We start from the raw sequence: 16,027 nt of genomic DNA on the forward strand, positions 1-16,027 counted from the left end.
AGGATCAGCGGCCGCGCGTGTGCTCGGTGACGAACGTGTAGCCGTGGGGCAGTTCCCAGCCGTCCGCCTTGCCGAGTCTGCGGCAGTGCTCCCGGAAAGCCGCCCGCTGTACGTCACTGGGCGAGCACCCCGGCCGCAGGCGGCGCAGATGGCCGGGGACGAACTGGATGCCGAGCAGCCCTTCACCGCCGGGTTCCGTGCCGCCCCAGGGGCGGATCACCGGCCGTCGGGCAGGGCGGTAGCCGATGAGCGGAATGGCCGGCTCCCTGTCGCGCGCCGGGAAGTGCGGCTGCCCCCACGGGTCCCGGCTGCCGAGGGCCGGTTCCAGAAGCCGTTCGGCGAGGAGTTCCGCGACCGCCGATTCCAGGGCGGCGGCCTGCGACCGCGCAGGCTGGCGCCCGTAGACCGCACTCGGCAGGACCGAACGGTCCATCAACGCGTGACCGTCCAGAGTGAGCAAACCGCACCGGCGCACCGTGCGCATCACCAGCTGCCGGGGGCCGAGCCCGACCGCACTGTCATGGTGACGGTCACTGCCCGGAGCGTCCTCCCTGGTGAGCACACGAGGGTCGTAACGGTGCCCGGTCTCACGGTCGCCGACCTGGATCCGCTTCGTGAGCCGGGTCGTGACCAGGCGGATCACCGTACCGCCGCCGCGCTGTCGCAGTTCGAGCAGAAGGCCGGGGAAGAAGTCGCGGGGCCAGGTGATGCCCACCAACCGCCCGGACTCGTCACCGAGTTCGGCGGTGACGGCCTGTGTCGCCTCCTTCTCGTCCAACACCTCTCCGGCATGGTCGATGTCGAGGCGTACCGTGGGGCGCGCGCCGTGAGACCGGCGAAGATCTTCTACGACGTAGGGATGCAAGGGGAACCAGCTGCCGATGAGGTGGGCAAGCCGCAGGGGCGTCCACCAGACGATCTCCAGCGCGTCGTTGCGCAGAAGTTCGCCGGTGTCGAGGGAGGCGTCATCGGCCAGAGGGAGATCGATCGGATCCAGTTCCGCTTCCGGCTCCGACGACGCGGGCAAGGTGGACTTCCAGCCGAGTCCGGCCGGGGTCAGAGGGTCTCCGGATGCCTCCGCGTCGCCGGGATGGTGAGACCGCCACACGCCTCCCCCCTCGAACGCGTCGTCGAGGGTGATCCGGGAGCCGTTCTCGAACAGGCCCTGTTCACTGTCTCCTTGGACGACGTCGGCGAGCGCCACGTTCGCCCGGCACACCGCGGCTGCGTACCCCGCTCCCCTCAGCGGTTCCGACGCTCCGGGGAACGTGCGCAGCCGCGGTCCCACCGCTGTGTAGACGGTGAGGGGTGCGGCAAGGCCGTAGCGCCGCCTGGCCGGGGTGGCCGCGTGCTCCACCGCCGCCGCGAGGGATTTCAGGTCATCGCCGCCCAGGGGCCCGGTGTCCCGCCAGCAGTCCGCCAGGGACGTCCGGGTCATGGCGTAGTGACCCCAGGTGCGCAGAGCGGTGCTGGAGTGGAGGACCCCTCGTACTGTGTTGAGAAGACCGGCCAGACCCGCCCGCAGGTCGTCTTCGTACATGCCCCCCACCAGCGCGGCGAGGGACACGGGGACAACGGGACTGAGTAACTGCTCGCGTGCCGTCGTCAGGAGATGCTCGGCATAGGCCGTCAGTTCGTCGCGCCGGGCCGCTTCCGCGGAGGGGTAGCACACGTCGACGACGAGATGCCCGTCCTCATTGATCCAACGACGGCGCGTGCGCAAGCGATGAAGCTGAGCCGGCGACAGGCTCAGGGCCGGGCCGAAGGCGTGCGGATCCGGGACCAGCAGCTCCCTTTGCCGTGGCGCGGCGCCGCTTCCCGGCTTCCCCGGGCCCTCGGCACCCGCGGGCGCCCCCGACAGCCAGGCCGGCACGTCACCGAGAACACCTGCCTCCGGGTGGGCGCCCTCCCGGTAGACGATCTCGGCGTAGAGCGGATCCGATCCGGTGGCGACGCACACCATGGCACCGACCGGGAGCACGGGAGCGCACTCGCCGAACGTGATCACGGGGAAGTCGTCGAGACGCAGCGGGCTGCCGCCGTAGCCGTCGCCGCCCAGGTCGTACCCGAAGTACACGGCGTTGAAGGCGACAGCGGTGTGGACCGGGGCGGCGCGGGCCGCGACAACCGCTTCGAGGTAGCGCCGCAGCCGGTCCCGTTCCTCGTCGGGTACGGCGTCGTACCCGTTCGTCATGGCGGACGTCAGCAGGGCCCGGTCACCGTACGGATCCGGTACCCCCGTCCCATCGTCGTCACCTGCCGTTGCTGACACATACGGGTCCCCACCCATGACACCTCCGCCGCACACGGGTCGCCCCGGCCCGTCTGCGGTAATCCCGCAGACTATGCGCGCGCTCGGGGTTCATGTGGCACTTTCGTCACTTTGCGATGACTGACAGCGGTGTGCGCCGATCATTACGACGTCGACACCCCACCTGCGCTCACATTTAACGTAACGTCAGCACGTTGACATCGTCAACAGATGCAGCCGATCCCTGACCTCCTGTGCACGCGGGGCCGCCCCGCCCCATAACATCGGGACAGCCGCACCCGCGCCCTGACTCAACTGGCCAGGAACCGCCTTCTCACGGGGCTGGCCGGACGGCCTCGGCGACGACGTGCCGACATGGGTGCGCTACTTCGACGCCGCCGAACACGCCGGTGCCCGCGCGGTCTCTGCCCGCGACCGCGCTGGGCTCGACCGGGGGTCCCGCGTGGCGAGCGTCCACTTCGAGGACGCGCTGACGCTCAGGAAGCCTGGGTTTGAGCGTGTGAAGGTCATGGACCTCGTCGGCTTGGCCGCGGCTCTGTTCCACGAGGGCGAGGTCGAGCGGGCGGGGGCCGCCGCAGCCCACCAAGTGCTCGACGACGCCACCCGCATCGTCTCCGCGCTCGTCGTATCCCGGCTTACCACCCTGCTGGACGGCGCCCGGCCGTACGAGACCGCTGAGGTCGAGGATGTACGGACGCGGGCGCGGGATCTGACCGCCGCCCGGCCGACCACGATCGCGGCCTGAGACCATCGAGCACATGGGCAAGCACCACCGACCCGGTCCCCGCGCCGGCCATCCCGCGCGGTCCCACGCATGGATGCCGGTGACCCTCTGTCCGCCGATGGACGTCTTCCGGCGCCGCCGGCCTTCACCCACCCCGGAGTCCCCCCCCAGCCGGACTCCCCTCCCAGCCAGGGCGCTCCGGAGCACGTCAGGCTCGGGAGCACCGACCCCGCACGGCACAATGGGCACCGTGAGCGACGACGAAGTGGATCTGGCTGACCTCCTGGGCACCCAGGAGTCCGCCTGCCTGGAATTCAAGCGCAGCGCCAAGCGCGAGGGGAAGCGCGGCGATGCTATTGGCAACGCGGTGTGCGCGATGGCGAATGATCTCTGTGATCACGGCGGCGGCGACATCCTCATCGGGGTGGACGACAACGGTCGCCCTGTCGACGACGTCGACCTCAGCGACCGGGCGCTCCTCCAGCTCACCGATCTACGGGACGACGGCAGGATCCTCGACCGCCCGTCCCTCACCGTCGAACGGGCCGTCTACCAGGGCAAGCCAGTCGTCCGGCTCCGCGTTGCCGCCTCCACGACCCCACCGGTCCGGTTCGAAGGCGTCATCTGGGTTCGTCCAGGACCCACCACCCGTAAAGCGAGCCGCGAGGACGAACGCGTCCTCGCGGAGCGCCGTCGCGCCAAGGACATCCCGTACGACACGCGGCCACTGCCCCTCGCGCGCCTCGACGACCTGGATCTCGACCTCTTCCGGCAGTCCTACCTGCCCTCCATGGTCGCGCCCGACGTCATCGAGGAGAACGGCCGCTCGACCGAACTCCAGCTCTCCTCCCTCCACCTCCTGACTCCGGAAGGCTCACCGACCACACTCGGCGTGCTCGCCGTCGGTCTCGACCCCGGCAGCCACATCCCGGGCGCGTACCTTCAGTTCGTCCGCTACCAAGGGACCGAGCTCGACGCCCCGATCGTCGACGAGCAGGAACTCCGTCAGAATCTCGTCGGACTCGCGGCGAGACTCGAACCCCTTCTGCGTAGCAATCTGCGCACCCGCCTCGTGGAGGACGGCTTCCGTGAGACGCCCCAGCCGGACTATCCGCTGGAAGCCCTGCGTGAGCTTTGCATGAACGCTCTCATGCACCGCAACTACGAGACCTCCTACGCTCCGACCCGCATCGTGTGGTTCGACGACCGAATCGAGATCACGAACCCCGGTGGGCCTTTCGGCCAGGTCCGGGACGACAACTTCGATCGTGTCACCGACTATCGCAACCCGTCCCTGGCCGCCGCGATGAAGGGCCTGGGCTATGTGAACCGATTCGGCCGGGGTATCGGTCGGGTGAGGAAAGCGTTGGAGACCAACGGGAACCCGCCGCCCGAGTTCCAGGTCGACGCCTCGTCCTGGGCCGTTGTCCTCCGGAGGGCCACATGACGTCGATCGCGTTGTTCAACAACAAGGGCGGCGTGGGCAAAACCACCCTCACCTACCATCTCGCCCACATGATTCAGCGCCTCGGTCTGAGCGTGCTGGCCGTCGATCTGGATCCGCAGGCGAACCTCACCTCGATGTGCCTGGAGGAGACCGAGATCGAGGAGCTGTGGGAGAACCCTTCCGAGCTCATCAACCAGGGCGCGGCGGCGGCAGGACTGCCCGGTACCGGACGGGTACGCAGTGGCCAGACCATCGCCGATGCCGTACGCCCCATTTTGGAGGGCACCGGCGACATCGCGACCGTCGAGCCGGCCAGGCTCCAACCGGGTCTCTGGCTGCTGCCGGGCAGCCTCGACCTCAGTCGTTTCGAGGACAAGCTGTCCAACGAGTGGTCGCGCGCCTACGCCGGCGACATCGCGGCCGTTCGTACCTCCACGTCATTCCACCGGATCATCGAGCAGGCGACGCGGGCCGTCGAGGCCGACGTCGTACTCATCGACGTCGGCCCCAATCTCGGTGCCATCAACCGCGCCGCCCTGATCTCTGCCGACACCGTGCTGATGCCGCTGGCGGCAGACCTGTTCTCGCTCAAGGGCCTCAGCAACCTGGGGCCGACGCTGCGGCAGTGGCGTTCCGACTGGCAAGGGCTGGTCCTTCCCAGAGTGCCCTCGAGCATCTCTGCGCCCCGGGCCGAGATGCGACCGCTCGGATACGTCATCATGCAGCCGGAGATGCGCCTCGACCGGCCGGTCAAGGCATACGAGCGATGGCTCCAGCGGATCCCGTGGGTCTACTCCTCGGCGGTCCTCGATGAATCTCCGCCCTCCCGCACGGACGACCGCCACCGCATCGCCACGCTGCGGAACTACCGGAGCCTGATGCCCTTGGCTCACGACGCGCGCAAGCCCATGTTCGACCTGAGACCGGCAGACGGCGCCCTGGGCAGCACACAGCAGTACGTCAAGACCTGCTTCAGGGAATTCCGGGCGCTGGCCCGAGAGGTCCTCGCCAGGATCGGCGAGTTCCCGGAGGAAACCCACTCGTCGCCGACGGCCGACCGACGTTAGTCCTCCGCCGCGTACCGCCCTGGTACCCCTCCACGTGCCGGGGTTCAGGGCATGCCTCCTATCAGCCCGCATGTATCTGTGTTTGCCGCTTGCCATGTCATGGGCATTCTGTATGGGTCTGATCACCTGCGTGGGTGCGGCCTTGGGGGGCGGATGTCACGAGGGGACGTCTCGACGGGAAAAGGCACCACCAGATCGGTCGCAGACCTCGTCGCGCAGTTCGGGCAGGAGGTCAGAGCGAAGAGACAAGGTCCCGCCGGGGCGGACAGCGGCAAAGAGGAGAGCCTCACCGCGCCGGTGGAGCACCTGCTGCGCGGCATGGCCCTGCGGCAACGACTCAAACTCATCGCCCACGGTCAGACCCGCGTCAAAAAGCTCAGGATTCGCCCTGACTTCGCCATCAGCTGCGGCGGCAGGACTATCGGGCACGTCGAGTTGAAGCAACCGGGCAGAGGGGTCGACCCGGAGAAGTGGTCCGCGAAGAGCCACGATCGGAAGCAGTGGGAGAAGATCAAGGCCCTCCACAACGTCCTGTACACCGATGGATATCAGTGGTCGGTCTACCGCTTCGGCGAGCGAGTCGGCCCTGTCGGACGCCTCATCGGAGATCTGGAGTCCGGGAGTCGGAATCGAAGTCGGCAACTCGTCGTCGCAGACTCCGGGTTCGAGCGCGCCCTCACGCACTTCTTCTTACCGGCCCCCATCATCCACGGCAGCATCGACGAACTGGTCAAGCGCATCGCGGGAATCTGCGCCCTGCTGCGCGACGAGGTCACCGAACGTCTCACCCGCGAGGAAAGCGGAGAGGCCGATGCGGCGTTCTCGATTCTGGCCGGGAACTGGAAGGATCTACTCTTTCCCGACGCCCGTCCAGAGGAGTTCGCGGACCATTACAGCCAGACACTCACCTTCGCTGCCTTGCTGGCCCGCCTCCATCACATCGATCTGGACAAGCTCTCCCTCCCCGATGTCGCGACCCGATTGGGCAAACGCCACTCCCTGATGGGCAAGGCGCTGGCGGTACTGACGGACGACGCCCTCGACGACCTGCGAGGGATCATTGATCCGTTGATCGACGTGATGTCCGCCGTCGACCCCGAGATGTTCAAGGACGAGACGGGAGACGCCTACCTCCACCTGTACGAGGGCTTTCTCAGCGCCTACGACCCGGAACTGCGGCGGCGGACGGGGACGTACTACACACCCGGCGAAGCCGTCCGTTTCATGGTGCGGTTCACCGACGAGGTGCTGCGTGACCGACTCGGCCAGGAAGACGGGTACGGAAGCCAGGACGTCACCGTGGTCGATCCGGCCATGGGTACCGGAACCTTCCTCATCAACATCATCGACCACGTGGCCAAGAACTTCGCGCTGAAGCACGGCAGGCACCTCAAACCCGGACTTCTGCGGGAACTCTCGAAGCGGATCGTCGGGCTGGAGAAACAGACCGGGCCGTATGCCGTGGCCGAACTCCGTGTGCACCATGCCTTCCAGGCCCACGAGACCGATGTGACACGTCACCCACCAAGGCTTCTGGTTGCCGACACGCTCGACGATCCAGCCGTCGAGCACCACTTGGGGCTGATGTACGAGGCGATCGCCCGACACCGCCGTATGGCCAACAAGGTCAAAGCGGACGAGAAAGTCATGGTGGTCATCGGAAACCCGCCCTATCTGCGGGGCGCGAAGCAGTCAGGTGTCGGACGGTGGGTCACCGAAGGCAATCCGAACGACCAAGGCCCGATCCTCGCGCGCTTCCACCCGGAGGACAACGGCCGCATCGGCTACGCCCTGGACAACCTCTACGTGTATTTCTGGGCGTGGTCCACCTGGAAGGTCTTCGACCAGGTGACAGCTTCGGGCACGCCGAAAGCGCCGAGCGGAATCGTCGCCCTCATCACCAACTCCGGCTTTCTGGACAGTAAGGGCGCGGCCGGCATGCGCCACTACTTACGCGAGGCGGCCGACGAGGGCTGGGTCATCGGCCTCTCCCCCGAGGGTCCTTACTCCGACCCACGGACCCGTGTCTTCCAGGACGTGAAGCGCGAGGTCTGTATCGCCGTATTCGTCCGCCGGGGGTCGCCGGACCCGCAGCATCCGGCACGCATATGGCGACTCGACGTACCGGCGGGAACACGGGAGGAGAAGTTCGACTGGCTGGAGGAACTGGGGATCGAGGGCCATCACGAGGGCACTCCCTGGCAGCTGTGTCCGACGCAGTGGACTGCTCCCTTTCAGATCACTGCGGGTGCTGAGTGGGCGGCCATGCCCACCGTGGACGTGTTGCTTCCGTGGATGACGTCCGGCAACAAGAACAACCGCAGTTGGCCCGTCTCGCCCAGCCAGGACGTACTGCGAATGCGTTGGCGCGTGCTCGTGCAAGCTCGGGCAGCGGACAAAGCGGCTCTGCTGAAACAGACCCGAGACCGCCGACCGGACAAACCGGAACCACCACTGCCGGGCCAGCAGGAAAGGGGCAGTCTTGCCGAGGAAAAGGAAACGGAGCCGACCATCGTCCCGTACGGACGGATGACCCTCGACCGGCAGCACCTCATCGCGGACCGCAGGGTGATCGACTATCCGCGACCAGCCTTGTGGTTCGCCCACAACGACCGCCGTCAGATCTATCTGTCCGAACTGCACACGGAGTCAGGCCGCTCCGGACCGGCAGTGAGCTTCACCGCCCTCATACCCGACATGCATCATTTCAAGGGCACGGAAGGCGGCCGCATCGCACCCCTCTACCGCCACCCCCACCTCCCCGAACCGAACGTGACACCCGGACTGCTACAACTGCTCACCAAAATGCATGGAGTGCCGGTTACCGCCGAAGACCTCTTCGCGTACATCGCAGGGATAGCCGGCCACAGCGGCTACACCCGCCGTTTCGCCACGTACCTGGCCGAACGGGGCGCCCGCATCCCCCTGACGCGTGACTCGGCGTTATGGGCAGATGTGGTGGAAGTCGGTCGTCGCACGATATGGATCCACACCTACGGCCGACGCTTCGCTTCTCACCACCGCGACAGCGCATCCGATTCGACTCCGAGACTGCCCCTGGCAGAGCGACCCGAATGTGACCGCGAGATCGGAGAGGACGCCGGGCTGCCGGACAGCATCTCCTACGACGCGACGACGCGAACCCTCACCGTGGGCACCGGCTCCATACGCAATGTGGCGCCGGAAGTCTGGGAGTACCGGATCGGCGGCGTGCAGGTGATCCGCAAGTGGTTCAGTTTCCGCAAGCTCAAACCGGATGTGGAACGGCAGACCCCGTTGAACGACATCCTGCCCCCGACCTGGACTTCCCAATGGACCGTCGACCTGCTGGACCTCATCAACGCGCTCGGGCTCCTCGTAGCTCTTGAGCCCCGACAGGCCCGGCTCCTGGACTCGGTGAGCAACGGCCCGCTCATCACCACCGACGACCTCCGCCACGAGGGCATCCTGCCCGTGCCCACCTACGCGACGAAGGAACCGAGGCCGCCGCGGCAGTCTCGACGCACCCCCGGCCCTGGTCAAGAGGCCCTCGACTTCCCGAACTGACCAACCAGCTCAGGACCCGAGGCGGCGGGGCGGGTGTTCATGCGGGCATCGGACGGCACGTAAGCGGCCCGCGAAGCCACGTTGTTACTCTCCCCGCCATGCCTCATACAGCAGCACGGGAGATGCGCTCTCCGATCCTGTCGATCCACCCGTACGTGCCGGCCGTTGAACAACAGGGGGATGTGATCTGCTCGATGGCGTCGCGCGGCGAGTGCGACCACAAGCTCGTCGCGGAAGTACGCCCCGAGTTCAGCGACGGCACCTCTCCCCGCTGGCGGGTGTGCGGCGAGTGGCTGACCAGCCACCCGTCAGCCATCGCCCACATCACCACGAACGGCTTCCAGGAGCCCGTCGTCCCCTGACCGGCCGGTGCCGCACCGCTGCGACGGCGACTACGCCGGCCGATACACGGCCTGATCCGGGTCCGGCCGCACGATCAGACCGTCCTTGGCAAGCTCGCGCAGGTTGTGGCGGGCTTCCTTACCCGCGGCTTCGTCGCTCACCGGCTGATACCCGGCAACTCGTAGAGCCAGTACGGCACGTTCCGTGTCCCAGGTGCCACCCAGCGCCTGGATCACCGCGGCGAGCGCCTGCTTGTGTGTCAGCGGCTTCTCAGTCATCTCACCCTCCCCTTCGAAGACCGCCACAGCATGGCACGCAACGGCAGGGCTCCTGCCGGGCGGTCCGACTCTGAGAACGAACCGGGCCTCACCGGCGATCTGACCTGCTGAACGTCACTGCGCGCGGGTCGCCGTGCAGGGGCTCGGGGATCACGCGCGTACCCCCCTCAGCACAGCAGATCCCCCGCTCGGCGTGGAATGCCCCGTAGGTGGCGCCCGGCTTGCTCCATGCCCAGGAGGAGACGATGGCCGTCCTCGGCCGTGACCAGACCGCCTACGGCGGCTTCACGCATCATGTCGACGCTGTCCTTCACACAGATGCCCTTGCGGTGCGCGTACCGGCCCGCTTCGCCGTCGTCCGTGATCCACACCGAGTCGGCGAAACCGCTGCGATGCTCGATGACGACCAGGGTCTCTGCCTCGCCCAGGTGTTGCAGCGGACGGGTCGGGGAGCCCGCGAAGACGACTCGGCGGACACGGTCGACCAAGGCGGTTTCGGCGGGATCGTCGATCTCGATGGGATCACCGAGCCAGCCATCGACCGGCACCTGGTGCAGCTTCGGCCAGAACCGCGCAGACTGCTCGGCCTCGGCGGCCACGGCCTGTGTCCAACGGCCCCGACCGTCAAGCACCTTCTCCAGGAGACTCAGCCGGTCGACCGAGGCGAAGTTGCACAGCACGGTGTTGTCGGGGAACCAGCAGTGGCGCGTCATGGCTGGAAGACCAGGTCCCCTTCGTCCATGTCACTGCCGGACGGCACATCCTCCGGCGGAGCCGGTTCGGGTTCCAGCAATTCCCGCATTCTGTCCACGTCCTGGCCCGTGTAGGCGGCCAGCGGGCGCAGTGTCGTGTCCCCCGCGAGGTAGGCCTCGTAGAGCAACTGAGCGGGACGGAAAGGCAGTCGTCTGGCCAGCGCCCACGTCTTGCGAGCCTCGAACAGATCGCTCTGTCCGGTCAGCCAATGACAGTCCTGCGTCGTGAGTCCGCGCAGCCTGTCCGCTGTCTCCGAGGTGATCAGGCCCAACTGCGTGAGCCGTGCCGCGAGAGCACTGGGGGACACCTGGAAGTGCACGACCATTGAGGTGAGCTGCTCGTCGGTGATGCCCTTCTCCCCTGTCCACGAAGCGATCTCACTGCGCGGCATCAGGAAGTGAGCGGCGAACACATTGGCCCGCACCTCGGTCAGGTCTTTCTGGCGTCCGGGCGACAGATGGGTCTCTGTCAGCAGATCCTGGGCGTCCCTGGCAAGGATGTGACCGAACTCGTGGGCGAGGGTGAAGCGCTGGCGGGTCGGCACCTTCGTCCGGGCGATCATGATGAGCCGGAACCCGTCCGCCTGCCAGGCCGCGCCGTCGATTCCGTCCGGCAGCCCGAGCTTCGCGACGTCGATGCCGAAGGCACGCTCCAAAGCGTGCACCAGATCGGCCGTGCCCAGATCGCTGACGGTCGGTGAGCCTGCGGCGGCGAGTGCGGCAAGGGCGTCCTCCGCGAGAGCCGCACCCTGGTCGACGTAACGCTTCAAGTCCGCGCGGACGCCAGGCAGTTCGGGCAGTCGCGGCGAAAGACCCAGTAGGTCGATCACTTCGTGCGCCGTGGTGAACCTCTCGACGAGATCCTTGAGCTGACTGCGCCCCCGCTCGTCCACCGACGAGGCGCTGGTGCGGGCCGCGACGTCGGGGCGCAACGGTTCGCGACCGGTCAGCAGCCAGTCGACCGTGGTGCCGCCGAAATCCGCGATCCGGGCGAGGTCGTACGAGGTGAACCTGCGGACGCCACTGAGAGATTTCGACAGCTTGTCAGGCGACAACCCGACGACCTCGGCGAACGCCGCTTGGCTGATCGAGGCCGCCGTCATGACCTTGCGTACACGATCGATTACGGACTCACTCATAGGTTCACAGTAGGGGTGAGTTGCGAAAATCGCAACGCGCAGGGCGGTGATCGGTTCACCACGCCGCGTCCCTACTTCTGGGCGATGGCGCCAGGGCGAGTTTCGAAGTAGTTTCAAAGTCATGAGTGCCGAGAGTGCAGCCGTGAACTTCTCCGAGCTGGTGAACAAGAACAAGCAGACGCTTGCCCGGCTCCAGGAATCGCCGAGACTGCTCCTGCACCGCAGAGACGGTGAGGATCTGGTCCTCACTACTGCCGCCCGGGCCGAGCAGGACCAGACCGTGGTGTCGGCAGCCACCCGGATGCTGGCCGCGATGGCTCGCCGGGAGCCCGGCAGCATGGAACTGCTCCTCGACATACTGCCGGACGCGTTCCCCTGGGTCCGCTTCCTGCCCGAGCCCGATCTCCACGCCTTCGCCGTCGAACTCGTCGACACCATGCGAGCCGCCGACTCCGTCGGCAACAGTGCGTCCATCGCCCAGCTGCTCATCGCCTGGCAGCACACCGCCGAGGTCTACTCCGACCCCGAACTGCTGGCCGCGCTGACCAGGGATCACGGCGAGGACTACGGCCCGGCACCAGACCCTCGGGACGTCACATGACCGCGGGCCGCGGCGACCGCGCCGCACCTCCAGCACCGGACGGCCACTGGGAAGTCCGCTTCTCCGACGCGGCCTCGGCCAAGGGCTGGGAGAGCCTCGCTCAGCAGGCCCGCGAGAACACCTACCGCGCCTGGATCACTATGCGCACCGCCCCCAGACCGGCCACCGAGACACCCCGGCACCACCGTCTCAAGGGCGGCCTGGCGCATGGCACCCACCGCGGGCAGACCTGCGAGCAGTGGCAGATCGAGGTGACCGGCGCCGGCCGAATCTGGTACCTCCTCGACACCGTCCGGGAGACTTGCTGGATCACCTTCGCAAGTACGGGGCACCCGCGAGCCACAGACCGACGCTGACCCGGGACAGCCGGGTGGGGGCGGAACAGGACGGCGAGGAGCGACCTCCTTGTTCCGCCCCTTGGCCGTTCAACGTGGCCGGTACACCGATATGACGAACTCCTGCGGTTCGAGGTTCTTGTTCACAGCCCCTCGTTCCCCGGATCTGGTTCGTCATCCGGCACGGCAGCCGAGGCATCCCGTGTATCCACGGCCTGTTCCGCGGAATCCGCCGCCCCCAGCAGGGCGGTGAGGCGCTGCCGCATGCGTGTATGGCGGGCCTCGCAGAACTCCGGGAAACCGGTCACATCCTCGGGCAGGCCGGTGGCGTCGTACTCCCTCAGCCAACTCTCGCGCGGGGCATCCGAGGCGAAGTGCTTCCGAAGCCAGGCAGCGGGCAGGTCGGCCTGCTTCGCGATGTTCTCGGGTCCCCTCAGCAGTTGCAGGTTCGCCGCCCTGTCGACGCGGTCCTCGACGAGCGACAGCGCATCCCGCGGGCTGGGTCGACCGGTCCGACATCTCCAGTGCGTACACAGTTTCGAATATCGGGAATCTTAAATATACGTTGACAGTGCTAACAAGATGTCGCCATGCTGAAAGCGCCAACAAGACGCATCATCAGTCCGCGTGGCCCCTTCTCCCACGCCCCGACAACGGGAACAGACCATGACCGATCAGCCCCCTGCCTCCCTCCGCACCCTCCTCCTCGACCGACTGCGCCACTCGGACCTCGCGCCTCAGGTGCAGGAGCTGCTGCGCGAGCTGGTCCCCGACGAACCGGCCACGAGCAGTGGAGGGCGCGCCGGGCCCGTGCAGCTCCGGTCCATCACAGCGGCCGGCTGGCGCGGTGTCGGTCCGCGGACCACTCTCGAACTGCCGCCCGGGCCCGGGCTGGTCGTCGTCGCGGGTCCCAACGGCTCCGGGAAGTCGAGCTTCGCCGAGGCCGCCGAGACCGCGCTGACGGGACGCAACTCCCGGTGGGACGGACGGCGGGCCACCGACTGGCAGAAGGGCTGGCGCAACCTGCACACCCCCGACGTCACCCCCGAGGTCTGCGTCGAGTTGGCCGTCGGTGAGCGGGGCGAGGCAGTCACCGTGCGGCGCACCTGGCACGGGCTCAAGGTCGACGAGGCGCGCACCAAGGTCGAGGCACCGGACGGCTCGGAGCGGAAGCTGGAGGAGGTCGTCGACGCCGAGGCGCTGGACCTCGCCCGGCCCTTCCTGCCGTACAGCGAACTCGGTTCGATGATCAACGGCACGCTCGGCGGTCTGCACGACGCCTTCTTCAAGCTTCTCGGGCTCGAACTGCTCGCCGAGTTCGACGGCCGGGTCAAGGACACGGTGAGCGAGTGCGAGCAGGCGATCAAGCACGCGGACGCCCTCACCGCGCAGCTCCTCGACGCGCTGGGCACGCTCGACGACCCCAGGTCCCGCGAGGCCACCCAGGCGCTGTCGGGAGCCAAGCGCGACCTCGGCCGGGTGCATGCGCTGCTGGGGAGCCGTACCCCCGCCGCCGAGGCCGAGCTGGCCCGGCTGCGACAGCACGCGAGCCTCGCCGGGCCGGATCTGGCGGAGGTCGGAGGGGCTGTCGGCCGGCTGCGGGAGGCCGCCGCCGCTGCCGAGGAGGCCCGGTACGGCAGTGCAGAGGAAGCACGCCGCCTGGCCAAGCTGCTGGAAGCGGCGATCGAGCACCAGCGGCGCTCGGGGAGCGCGGACTGCCCGGTCTGCCGCGCCGAGAACCGGCTGGACCGCGCGTGGGCCGAGCAGGCACGGACGGAGGTGGAACGGCTCCAGACGGAGGCAGCCGACGCCGAGGCCGCCCGGCAGGAAGTGGCGGTGGCCGTGCGTGCCGTGCACGACCTCGTACAACCGGTTCCGGTGTGGCTACGCGGCGAGAACTCCCCGCTCACGGTGGTGTGGCAGGAGTGGGTCCAGTGCCGGGATGTCATCCACCCCCGTGAGCTGGCGGACCGCGTCGAGCGTGCCGCAGTGACCCTGGACGACGCCTGCCGGCAGGTACGGGAAGAAGCCGTTCAGCGGCTCTCCGCGCATGACGTCGCCTGGCAGCCGTTCGCCGTACGGCTGGCCGAGTGGCTCGGTGCCGAGGAAGCGGCGGAGGTCGCGCGCGAGCGCCGCAAGCACGCGCGCAAGGCACGGTCCTGGCTGCGGCCGATCATCAACGAGCTGCGCGACGAGCGCCTGCGGCCGTTCGCCCAGCGGTCGCAGGAGGTGTGGCAGAAGCTGTGCGAGCACAGCAGCGTCACGCTCGGATCCGTCACCCTCGCGGGCACTCCCGGTCGCGGGAAGGTCGAGCTCGGCGTCTCCGTGGACGACATGTCCGCCCCCGCCTACAGCGTGATGAGCCAGGGCGAGCTGCACTCGCTCGCGCTCTCGCTCTTCCTGCCCCGTGCCACGCACGCGGACAGCCCGTTCGGGTTCCTCGTCATCGACGACCCCGTGCAGTCCATGGACCCCGAGAAGGTCGAGGGTCTGGCCCGGGTGCTCGACGCGTACGCCCAGGACCGGCAGGTGATCGTCTTCACCCATGACACCCGGCTCCAGCAGGCCATCGCACACCTCGGCATCAAGGCGACCGTCCTGCGCGTGAGCCGCCAGACGGACTCCGTGGTGGGCGTGGAGACACTCACCGACCCGGTGGAGCAGGCTCTCGCGGAGGCGCGGGCCGTCTCTCTGGACCGCAGCCTGCCGCAGGACGTGGCCGATCATGTGTTCCCTGCCATGTGCCGGGTGGCGGTGGAAGCCGCCTGTCTGGAGACGGCACGGCGCAGGCTCCGCGATGAGGAGGGGCTCGGGCTTCGGGCCGTGGAGGAGCGCGTGGAGTCCCTCGATCGCACCAAGACGTACGTGTCGCTCGCCCTGCTCGGCGACGAGCAGCAGTCTGCCCGTGCGGCCGTCGAGCGGATCTGTCCCGGTGGCTGGGCGCTGATCGAGGCCTTCAACTCGGGTGCCCACACACCTCTGCCGACCGTGGACGACCGTAAGGATCTCGTCCGCCGCACCAAGGCGCTCGCGACGGCTATCCGGAGCAGTGCTGGGGCCGAGAGCGCCGGGGGCGCCCGATGAGCGCGTCCCCGGAGGCCCTGGTGACCGCCGCCGCCCGCCTCCTCCTGCCCGCCCCCGGCACCGTGACCACCCTGCCTCCCGGCCTCCGCGCCCGTGCCGCCGCGGTCCTGCTCCGCATGGCGCTCGACCAGGCCCTGGACGCCTACTGGCGGCGGGTCACTCCGTCAATGACGCGGGTCGGCAAGCACCGGATGCTGTGCCTGGAGTGGTACGCGGGCCACGACACCGCCCGCCGATGCCGCACCACCTGGTCGGCGCTGAGCGCGGCATGCCATTACCGCACGTACGAGCTGCCGCCACGTCCGGAGGAGATCCACGGGCGACTGCGGGAGGTCACCGGCCTCCTGACGGTCCTCCGTGCCACGGGCAGCTGAGCCGACCGCCTTCAGGATTTCGTGCAGGCCTGTCAGTGCCGGCCCGTACGCTGCAATCAAGATCGA

Annotated in this window: 13 protein-coding genes; 9 read left to right on the forward strand and 4 right to left on the reverse strand. The window is 68.1% G+C overall.

Annotation, left to right across the window (positions count from 1 at the left end):
- Window positions 1-4: 4 nt before the first annotated feature.
- Window positions 5-2,194 carry a hypothetical protein gene (locus KBY47_RS19875; RefSeq protein ID WP_247694959.1) on the reverse strand — a complete coding sequence of 730 codons (2,190 nt, stop codon included), beginning with the start codon at window positions 2,192-2,194 and terminating at the stop codon, window positions 5-7.
- A gap of 436 nt (window positions 2,195-2,630) precedes the next feature.
- Here KBY47_RS19875 and KBY47_RS19880 point away from each other — a divergent pair, with 436 nt between their 5' ends.
- The 5 genes from KBY47_RS19880 (at window position 2,631) to KBY47_RS19900 (ending at window position 9,418) form a co-directional block, all read left to right on the forward strand.
- Window positions 2,631-3,017, forward strand: coding sequence for a hypothetical protein (locus KBY47_RS19880; RefSeq protein ID WP_247694960.1), 387 nt, complete (start codon window positions 2,631-2,633; stop codon window positions 3,015-3,017).
- A gap of 220 nt (window positions 3,018-3,237) precedes the next feature.
- Window positions 3,238-4,443, forward strand: a complete 1,206-nt coding sequence (locus tag KBY47_RS19885; RefSeq protein ID WP_210922529.1) for an ATP-binding protein — start codon at window positions 3,238-3,240, stop codon at window positions 4,441-4,443.
- Complete coding sequence (locus KBY47_RS19890; protein WP_210922530.1) at window positions 4,440-5,510, forward strand: ParA family protein; 1,071 nt, start codon at window positions 4,440-4,442, stop codon at window positions 5,508-5,510. Before KBY47_RS19885 ends, KBY47_RS19890 begins: the two co-directional genes overlap by 4 nt.
- A 153-nt stretch (window positions 5,511-5,663) precedes the next feature.
- A complete protein-coding gene (locus tag KBY47_RS19895; protein ID WP_210922532.1) occupies window positions 5,664-9,056 on the forward strand; it encodes a type ISP restriction/modification enzyme in 3,393 nt (1,130 codons plus the stop codon).
- 98 nt (window positions 9,057-9,154) lie between these two features.
- Window positions 9,155-9,418, forward strand: coding sequence for a hypothetical protein (locus KBY47_RS19900; protein ID WP_188286395.1), 264 nt, complete (start codon window positions 9,155-9,157; stop codon window positions 9,416-9,418).
- Between the two features lie 30 nt (window positions 9,419-9,448).
- Here KBY47_RS19900 and KBY47_RS19905 read toward each other — a convergent pair whose 3' ends face one another.
- The 3 genes from KBY47_RS19905 to KBY47_RS19915 form a co-directional block, all read right to left on the reverse strand.
- Entirely contained in the window at window positions 9,449-9,676 is a 228-nt protein-coding gene (locus tag KBY47_RS19905) for a hypothetical protein (RefSeq protein WP_188286396.1), read from the reverse strand.
- 167 nt (window positions 9,677-9,843) lie between these two features.
- Entirely contained in the window at window positions 9,844-10,389 is a 546-nt protein-coding gene (locus KBY47_RS19910) for a hypothetical protein (RefSeq protein WP_188286397.1), read from the reverse strand.
- Complete coding sequence (locus KBY47_RS19915) at window positions 10,386-11,567, reverse strand: ImmA/IrrE family metallo-endopeptidase (RefSeq protein ID WP_210922534.1); 1,182 nt, start codon at window positions 11,565-11,567, stop codon at window positions 10,386-10,388. The genes KBY47_RS19910 and KBY47_RS19915 overlap by 4 nt, the downstream gene beginning before the upstream one ends.
- A 121-nt stretch (window positions 11,568-11,688) precedes the next feature.
- Here KBY47_RS19915 and KBY47_RS19920 point away from each other — a divergent pair, with 121 nt between their 5' ends.
- The 4 genes from KBY47_RS19920 to KBY47_RS19935 all read left to right on the forward strand — a co-directional run bounded on the left by KBY47_RS19920 (window position 11,689) and on the right by KBY47_RS19935 (window position 15,961).
- Entirely contained in the window at window positions 11,689-12,168 is a 480-nt protein-coding gene (locus KBY47_RS19920; protein WP_188286398.1) for a hypothetical protein, read from the forward strand.
- Window positions 12,165-12,524, forward strand: a complete 360-nt coding sequence (locus KBY47_RS19925; RefSeq protein WP_188286399.1) for a hypothetical protein — start codon at window positions 12,165-12,167, stop codon at window positions 12,522-12,524. The genes KBY47_RS19920 and KBY47_RS19925 overlap by 4 nt, the downstream gene beginning before the upstream one ends.
- A gap of 645 nt (window positions 12,525-13,169) precedes the next feature.
- Complete coding sequence (locus KBY47_RS19930) at window positions 13,170-15,587, forward strand: AAA family ATPase (RefSeq protein WP_210922536.1); 2,418 nt, start codon at window positions 13,170-13,172, stop codon at window positions 15,585-15,587.
- Window positions 15,584-15,961 (forward strand): hypothetical protein, encoded by a 378-nt coding sequence (locus tag KBY47_RS19935; RefSeq protein ID WP_210922538.1) that lies wholly within the window; start codon window positions 15,584-15,586, stop codon window positions 15,959-15,961. Before KBY47_RS19930 ends, KBY47_RS19935 begins: the two co-directional genes overlap by 4 nt.
- The last annotated feature ends 66 nt before the right edge of the window (window positions 15,962-16,027 follow it).

The organism is Streptomyces sp. B93 (assembly GCF_018070565.1).
Lineage (GTDB): Bacteria > Actinomycetota > Actinomycetes > Streptomycetales > Streptomycetaceae > Streptomyces.

What these genes read in the sequence shown, in the direction of transcription:
- KBY47_RS19875 (WP_247694959.1), bottom strand. Translation starts at nt 2,194, where the DNA reads ATGACGAACGGGTACGACGCCGTACCCGACGAGGAACGGGACCGGCTG.
- KBY47_RS19885 (WP_210922529.1), top strand. Translation starts at nt 3,238, where the DNA reads ATGGGCACCGTGAGCGACGACGAAGTGGATCTGGCTGACCTCCTGGGC.
- KBY47_RS19890 (WP_210922530.1), top strand. Translation starts at nt 4,440, where the DNA reads ATGACGTCGATCGCGTTGTTCAACAACAAGGGCGGCGTGGGCAAAACC.
- KBY47_RS19895 (WP_210922532.1), top strand. Translation starts at nt 5,664, where the DNA reads ATGTCACGAGGGGACGTCTCGACGGGAAAAGGCACCACCAGATCGGTC.
- KBY47_RS19900 (WP_188286395.1), top strand. Translation starts at nt 9,155, where the DNA reads ATGCCTCATACAGCAGCACGGGAGATGCGCTCTCCGATCCTGTCGATC.
- KBY47_RS19905 (WP_188286396.1), bottom strand. Translation starts at nt 9,676, where the DNA reads ATGACTGAGAAGCCGCTGACACACAAGCAGGCGCTCGCCGCGGTGATC.
- KBY47_RS19910 (WP_188286397.1), bottom strand. Translation starts at nt 10,389, where the DNA reads ATGACGCGCCACTGCTGGTTCCCCGACAACACCGTGCTGTGCAACTTC.
- KBY47_RS19915 (WP_210922534.1), bottom strand. Translation starts at nt 11,567, where the DNA reads ATGAGTGAGTCCGTAATCGATCGTGTACGCAAGGTCATGACGGCGGCC.
- KBY47_RS19920 (WP_188286398.1), top strand. Translation starts at nt 11,689, where the DNA reads ATGAGTGCCGAGAGTGCAGCCGTGAACTTCTCCGAGCTGGTGAACAAG.
- KBY47_RS19925 (WP_188286399.1), top strand. Translation starts at nt 12,165, where the DNA reads ATGACCGCGGGCCGCGGCGACCGCGCCGCACCTCCAGCACCGGACGGC.
- KBY47_RS19930 (WP_210922536.1), top strand. Translation starts at nt 13,170, where the DNA reads ATGACCGATCAGCCCCCTGCCTCCCTCCGCACCCTCCTCCTCGACCGA.
- KBY47_RS19935 (WP_210922538.1), top strand. Translation starts at nt 15,584, where the DNA reads ATGAGCGCGTCCCCGGAGGCCCTGGTGACCGCCGCCGCCCGCCTCCTC.